This is a genomic window from Moorena sp. SIO3H5 (assembly GCF_010692395.1).
Lineage (GTDB): Bacteria > Cyanobacteriota > Cyanobacteriia > Cyanobacteriales > Coleofasciculaceae > Moorena.
On record NZ_JAAHHS010000388.1, the window covers coordinates 1 to 7,104 of the forward strand.

Sequence of the window (7,104 nt, forward strand, 5' to 3'; positions counted from 1 at the left end):
TAACTTACGCCTCCTTGAAACAGATTTCTAACCTCAGTGAGGAACGGTGTTGGATTCTAAAGTTCTTTGGTGCTCCTTGTCGTAAATATTATCTCCTTTGCTGATGAACCTGCGGAATGTGGGTTTATTTGAAGCCAATAGCGTTAATGTACAACTAAAATTTTGATGGCTACCTGGAATCCATGGAAGCTTTGGCAGCATGAAAACTGGATGCTAATTGCCAAACCATTAATGATAAAATATCTAGGGTACTTACAAAATAAAGCGTAATCCCAAATTCCATCGCTACACTGAGGAAATTATGGATTTGCTCCGGGATAGGCGAGAGGAAGTAAGTAGGAGTGTAATATCAAGTCCGGTTTAATACCCATAATTAAGGGTCGGGTGGGAAGTGTTTGTCGGGTGGGAGGTGTGGGGAGATGGGGGAGATGGGGGAGATTTTTATTAAGCGATGCAGGGCGGTCTTGGGGAGGCAGCGCCGCCAAAGGGGGGTCCCCCCGGAGACGAAACCTGATTACGTTGAGCCTTTATGGTTGGTCGGCTATGCAGAAAAAGGGTAAAACTTATTGATTAGCGTGATTTGCGCGGTCTTGGGGAGGCAGCGCCGCCAAAGGGGGTTTCCCCCATGAGCGACTGCCGTGGTTTCCCCCACTCGCTATTGCATCAAGACAAGGCTCAACTGTCTTACGGTAACTTCTAACCATGAGCGACTGCCGTGGTTTCCCCCACTCGCTATTGCATCAAGACAGACTAATTATCCTGAGATGATATTAAGGGTTGACGCTTCACTGTCAACCGTTAACCATCAACCCTGAAGAAAAAAAACATCAACTCATACAAAATAAACCTAACTGCAAATGCGATCGCAAACACTAACCCCTCATTATTGAAAGTATGAAATGTGTGTGAATCGTAGGCCATGACTATCTAATGGGGTGCATCTTTACTTAAACTTTGACTTAAGCTTTGACTTAAGCTTTTCTGATTAATTATCAGAACTAAACCCATCAATGGCCTCAATCAACCTATCAATTTCATCCGGCTGGGTGAAGTAGTGAACACAGGCACGGACACAGTCTGGGTCCCGGAGAGTTCGTAGCAAAAAGCCTTGCTGCTCCAGAAACTCTACTAATGTCTTATGGCGCTTGCCATTAGTCAACACAAAGGACACCAGACCAGCTTTGGGAGGTGAAGTCGCCAAACAGCTGACTGCTTCCAACTTGGATAAGCCAAGCCATAGGTATTCACTCAATTGACAAATTTGGTGATAACGTTCTTCAGCAGTTCCCCATTGCTGATGAATTGCGATCGCACTACGTAATCCTCCATACAGGGGATAAGCCGAGCTAGCCACTTCAAATCTCTGTCCATCTGGTTGCCAAGCCACAGGTTTCCCAGCTTTATCCAGAATAATCCCCCGCCAACCAATAAATGTGGGATTGAGACTGCTCTTGGCATCTGGACTCACATAGAGACCTCCAACTCCTGCTGGGCCACACCACCACTTGTGACCGGTAAAGGCATAGAAATCTGCCCCCAGTTCGGTTAAATTTAAGGGCAAAGAACCTACTGACTGAGCTGCATCCACTAGAACCCTCACCAATTGGCTACTCTTAGGGTAGTTGTGACACACTTCAGTAATATCCTTGAGTGGCAATACTTGACCGGTATTCCACAGTAGATGACTCAATACCACCAATCTCGTCTGAGGTCGTAAGTATTGCTCAATAGTTTTAGTGGGATCTCCCTGATTTAGAGTTGCCATAATTGGACAAGTAGATACCTCTACCTGATACCGACGGGAAATTTCCTGGGCAGTAGCGATAATACTTTGGTGTTCACAATCACTCATCAGCATGTGATCACCCGGTTGCCAATCAATCCCCCACATCGCAATATTGCAGCCAACGGTCACATTTTCGGTTAGGGTGATCGTTTCTGCTGATGTCCCCAACTCTGATGCGATCGCACTTCTAGTTTTGTGGGATTCCTCGGTAACCCAGTCATTGACTTTACCCGAGAATGGGCCATAGCGCTGCAGATACTCATAGGCTTGTTGGATCGCATTTAGAGATACCAGAGGCAGAGTCCCTTGGCCCCCAAAATTGAAATAGGCTTTGTGGGCTAATGCCGGAAATTGCTGTCGGTGGATGTCCCGTGGAGTTGCTGTAGTAGATATACCAGTCATGAGCATTTTAGTCAATCCCCTGGTATTTTATCTTATCAACCCCGTGGACAAGCTAAAATTTTTTGGATATATTGAACTAAGACATATGTCTTAATTTAAAAAGCGCAAACTTTGTGCATTTCTACAGCGCTGCTTGAGCTTGTCAAGTGCATATGTATAAAATTTCAGCAATTCCTCAGTTAACGGTCGCTAACACTAATCCGTTGGTCTTGGGGTTATTTTATTATGTATGCGCCAGTCCACTTACTCTACTACTGTCTTGGTATTAAGTCCATAGCAGTAAACTATAACCGGTCTACTTAGCCGTATTAATTATTAAAGTTTTATTAAAGTTTTATTAAAGTTTTATTTTTTACTAGGTCAATTATAATTAAACTTGACTAAACTTGAAAAGTTTATTTAATACAACGTTTTTTGTTGAGTTGACCGTATTGGAGAGTCAACAGTCAATAGTAAACCAATAGTCAACAGTCAACAAATTCATGATTAGATTATAGTGTTAAACACCAATTAATTGAACTATGAGTAAAGTTTTGATTGTTGAAGATAACCTGGCTCAGTTAGAGTTAATGGCTAGATACCTACGGGACAGTGGTAACACAGTTATTTGTATTGCCGATGCTAAAGATGCTTTGGATAAGGCGGTAACCGAAAAACCTGATGTTATAGTCCTAGATATAATCATGCCAGGAATGAGTGGCTTTGAGTTGTGTCGCAGCCTGAAGAACCATCGGGATACCACTAGCATTCCTATTGTTATTTGTTCTTCTAAAAATCAGGACATCGACCGTCTCTGGGGTATGAAACAAGGCGCTGATGCCTATCTCACCAAACCTTTTTCTAAACAGCAGCTAGTGGACATTGTTAAGTTGGCTGTGGTTTGAGTCATCAGTTGAGTCACATCAGTTTATGCATAGGAGTAATAATACTAATTATTATACCCTAATTTTTTAAATAAATATTTAATCTCTTTAAAGAGATTAAATTAATATCTAAAAATAGATTTAATTAATTTAGTATAGTAATTTATTTCGGTTATTATTGCTTGCTATTATTTTTTTTATAGAGAGATTACAGATAACACAGTACTGCCATAAAAATGCTATTTTTGATTAAATTATAGCATTTTTAAAATAAAGTAAACAAGTTTTTGATTTTAGGAAGTAAATTCCGATTAGGGAACACGGGTAAAATAAGTGTCTCTAGATTAAGATTAGATCGGCTATATAAAATATTATAAATAAATTCTTATATTCTTTATATCAAAAAATAATTAATCATTATATATTATTTTAGTTGGATAGTTACTCAATAATGACAGGTATACAATTGCGCCCCGTAATCAAGCCAACGACTACCCTCAAAATTTCTTCCTCTCAAAAAAGCAAAAAATCACGCCTACAATGGTTTTATAACTTACCAGTTAGAAGTAAGCAAATTGTTGGTTTGTTTTCCTCCGAAGTAATCTCTGTGGCTGCACTGATGGGTGTAGGAGCAATATTAATTATATTTGGAGGAAGAGCTCAATTACGTGGACAAGCTCAGTCAGAATTGGCTGTTACAGAAATAAACTACAACATTAAAATCAACCAAATGGAGTTTGGTTTCCGTGGTCAATCGGAAAATACTGCTATTATTGAAGCTGCTCTTGCCCATAGTAGAAATCAATTATTGTCCAAATCATTAGAGGGGCAAGTTAAGCAGATTCTCCAGAATGAAATGAGGGCTCGGCAGATTGAATATGCCACTCTGGTGGACAAAGATTTACGAATTATTGTTAATGCTAATGCTGACCGGAAAGGAGAAAGGTTTGATCCCAATAACCTGGTTAGTCAAGTCTTTAAGCAGCGTAAGCAAATTACAGCCAATCAAATTGTCAGCTGGCAAGAATTAAAAAAAGAATCACCCCCTTTACTTGAAGGGTTGGCGAACCAAGAAACTGTAAAGCAAGGTGTCCTAATTCGTTACACGGTCACACCAGTAAAAGACCCAAAAACTGACGAGGTGATTGGTGCTTTGGTTTCTGGGGATATTGTTAATGGCAAGGAACCCATTGTCAAAGAAACCCTGAAAACCTTTAACGGAGGCTACAGTGCTGTTTATTTGCGTCAGCCTTCGGGAGAATTTGCCTTAGTAACAGCCTTAGACCAAGGTAAAGCGGCCAATTGGGACCAAGCCCAATCTGATCTTCCCTTACCTAACCAATCCCTACTTGAGAAAGCTATTAATGTTGGTAAAGTAGGCGAGTTAGTTACCGACCGTCAGAAGCTAGGAGAGCAAACCTACACCATGGCAGCAAAAGCTCTAATGGATTCTCAGGGAGAACCGGTGGCAGTATTAGTCCGGGGGACTAGCGAATCTGACCTGAATGCTTTTGTTACAGGTAGCCTACTGCTACAAGGGTCTATTGGGTTTTTGGCATTAGCAACAGATATATTCTTGGCAATTCTCCTGGGGCGGTCAATTGCTGAACCGATTAAAAGGCTACACCAGACTACCCATAAATTTGCCGCAGGCGATCGCCAAACCCGTGCTGAGGTAATAGCTACTGATGAAGTTGGTCAACTGGCAGATACCTTCAATAAACTTGCTGACAACATCGTATCTAAGGAAGAAGCTCTCGCTCAACAGGCTTTTCTGCAGCAAGCCATAGCGCAGCGCTCCCAGTTATTTGCTGAGTTTACCAGCCTTCTTTATAAATCTGTGACATCAGAAAATATCCTCAGTACCTCAGTAGATGGAGTTCGCAGTATATTGCAAACCGACCGGGTGGTGATCTATAGCTTCAATGAAGGGTGGGATAGTGGAACAATCATGGCGGAATCCGTAGCACCAGGTTGGATTCAAGCCATGGGGAAAATTATTAATGACCCATTGCGGGAAGGGTCTGTGGATCGGTTCAAAAGTGGGCGAGTCTGGGTTTGCCATAACGTCTATGAAGCTAGCTTAACGGGCTGCCACTGTGAGATTCTCGAACGGCTACAGGTCAAAGCCAACATGGTTGCGCCCATTTTGCATGAAGATGAACTGGTAGGTTTATTATGTGCTCATCAGTGTTCTGAGCCACGGGACTGGCAGCCAGAAGAGGCGGATTTATTAAAACAATTGGCGATTCAGATGGGCTTTGCCCTCAACCAAGCTCATCTGTTTGAACAGTTACAACAAGCACGAGTAGACGCGGACTTAGCGCTCCAGAAAGCAGCATCAACCTCTGACCAAATCGAACAAGCACGCCGGGCGGCGGAGTTAAATGCTATTGAGCAACGTCAGCAAAAAGAAGCACTCCAGCACCAAGTACTGGAACTCTTGTATAATGTGGAAAATGCTGCCAAGGGAGACCTCACAGTCCGAGCAGAAGTGGGTGAGGGGGAAATTGGCACAGTGGCGGATTTCTTCAATGCCCTGATTGAAAGTTTGCGGCAAATTGTGCTCCAGGTCAAACTTGCCTCGACCCAAGTCAACACTGCTGTTGCTGCTGATGAACAGGCAGTGGGTGAATTAGCCCAGCAAGCCATGGAGCAGTCAGATAAGATTACTAATACTCTAAGCTCTATTGAGCAGATGATGTACTCGATTGAAGCCGTCTCAAAAAATGCCCGCCAAGCAGCAGACGTTTCTCACATCGCCTCAAACGCTGCCCTTACTAGTGGGCAAGCTATGGATAGCACAGTTGAGACTATTGTAAATTTGCGAGAGACTGTAGTCAACACAGCCAAGAAAGTAAAGCTGCTAGGGGAATCTTCTAAGGAGATTGCTAAAGTAGTCGGGTTGGTACAGGAAATAGCAGTACAGACTAATTTACTGTCAGTCAATGCTGGAATTGAAGCGAGCCGTGCGGGAGAAGAGGGAGAAGGGTTTCGAGTGGTTGCAGAACAAGTGGGTAGATTAGCAACTCAGTCAGCCAATGCCATCAAAGACATTCAACAGGTGATTGACACCATTCAGCAGGAAACCCAAGAGGTGGTCAAAGCCATGGAAGACGGTAAAAAACAAGTGGTTGATGGAACCCAAATGGTTCTCAAGGCTAAACAGAGCCTAGAAGAAATTGTTGCCGTCTCCCATGAGATTGACCAGTTAGTCCAATCTATTTCTAACGCCACAGTTTCCCAAGCCGAAACATCTCGGGACGTTACTGACTTAATACAGGAAATTGCTGCTAACTCCCTACAAACCTCTCATTCTTCTGGCGAAGTTTCTCAATCCCTACGAACAACTGTAGAGGTTGCCCAGAAGTTGCAGATGTCCGTTGGTCAATTTAAGATTGGCGACGAATAGCTGAGGAGCTGAGGAGGTGGGACGCAATCTTTTACATTTCCCCTTTTGCCTACAAGCCTTTTGCCATTAGTCGAGGTGCTTTTCGATAGTATTCGCCAAGGTACTTTTGGGGACTGCACCCACAACCATATCTACTCGTTGACCTCCCTTGAAAATCATCAACGTTGGTATACTACGGATACCATAATCACCTGCCACCTTAGGATTTTCGTCGGTGTTCAGCTTAACGACTTTGACCTGACCCTCGTACTGGTCTGCTATCTCATCCACAACCGGAGACACCATCCGACAGGGACCGCACCAAGGTGCCCAAAAATCTACCAATACTGGGGTGTCGCTATCAAGTACCTCTTCCTGAAAGGTCGAGTCTGTAACTGGGGCGGCTTTTGACATGCCTGGAAATCCTTGCGAATACTTTTGCTACGTACCTACGAAATTTTACCATAGTCACAACACCGATTGAATATCTTGGGCAAAAGTTGACACTCCTATAGGGCGGAACAGGTGAGGCGGTTACAAGTTACAGGTTACAGGTTGCAGGTTACAGGTTACAGCTTGATATTAAACCTTTAGCACATACCTATTTTGATTTACCTATTCGACCGATTATTAAAATCAAAAATCCAGCATTTGAGGAAAAT

The 7,104-nt window shown here is 43.0% G+C and carries 5 protein-coding genes; 2 read left to right on the forward strand and 3 right to left on the reverse strand.

Annotation, left to right across the window (positions count from 1 at the left end):
• Positions 1 to 563: 563 nt before the first annotated feature.
• Together F6K52_RS29070 and F6K52_RS29075 are read right to left on the reverse strand one after the other, a co-directional pair.
• On the reverse strand, positions 564 to 704 hold the full coding sequence (locus F6K52_RS29070) for a hypothetical protein (RefSeq protein ID WP_293086902.1): 141 nt from the start codon (positions 702 to 704) through the stop codon (positions 564 to 566).
• A 281-nt stretch (positions 705 to 985) separates the two neighbouring features.
• Entirely contained in the window at positions 986 to 2,188 is a 1,203-nt protein-coding gene (locus F6K52_RS29075) for an aminotransferase class V-fold PLP-dependent enzyme (protein ID WP_293086907.1), read from the reverse strand.
• 521 nt (positions 2,189 to 2,709) lie between these two features.
• Between F6K52_RS29075 and F6K52_RS29080 the strand changes: the two genes are divergently transcribed.
• Together F6K52_RS29080 and F6K52_RS29085 are read left to right on the forward strand one after the other, a co-directional pair.
• Positions 2,710 to 3,072: a response regulator gene (locus tag F6K52_RS29080; RefSeq protein WP_293086910.1), complete on the forward strand. Its 363-nt coding sequence runs from the start codon at positions 2,710 to 2,712 to the stop codon at positions 3,070 to 3,072.
• A 430-nt stretch (positions 3,073 to 3,502) separates the two neighbouring features.
• Positions 3,503 to 6,463: a methyl-accepting chemotaxis protein gene (locus tag F6K52_RS29085; protein ID WP_293086914.1), complete on the forward strand. Its 2,961-nt coding sequence runs from the start codon at positions 3,503 to 3,505 to the stop codon at positions 6,461 to 6,463.
• Positions 6,464 to 6,529: 66 nt separating this feature from the next.
• Here the strand turns inward: F6K52_RS29085 and trxA are convergent, their stop codons facing one another.
• Entirely contained in the window at positions 6,530 to 6,856 is a 327-nt protein-coding gene (gene trxA, locus F6K52_RS29090; protein WP_293086916.1) for a thioredoxin, read from the reverse strand.
• Between the last annotated feature and the right edge of the window lie 248 nt (positions 6,857 to 7,104).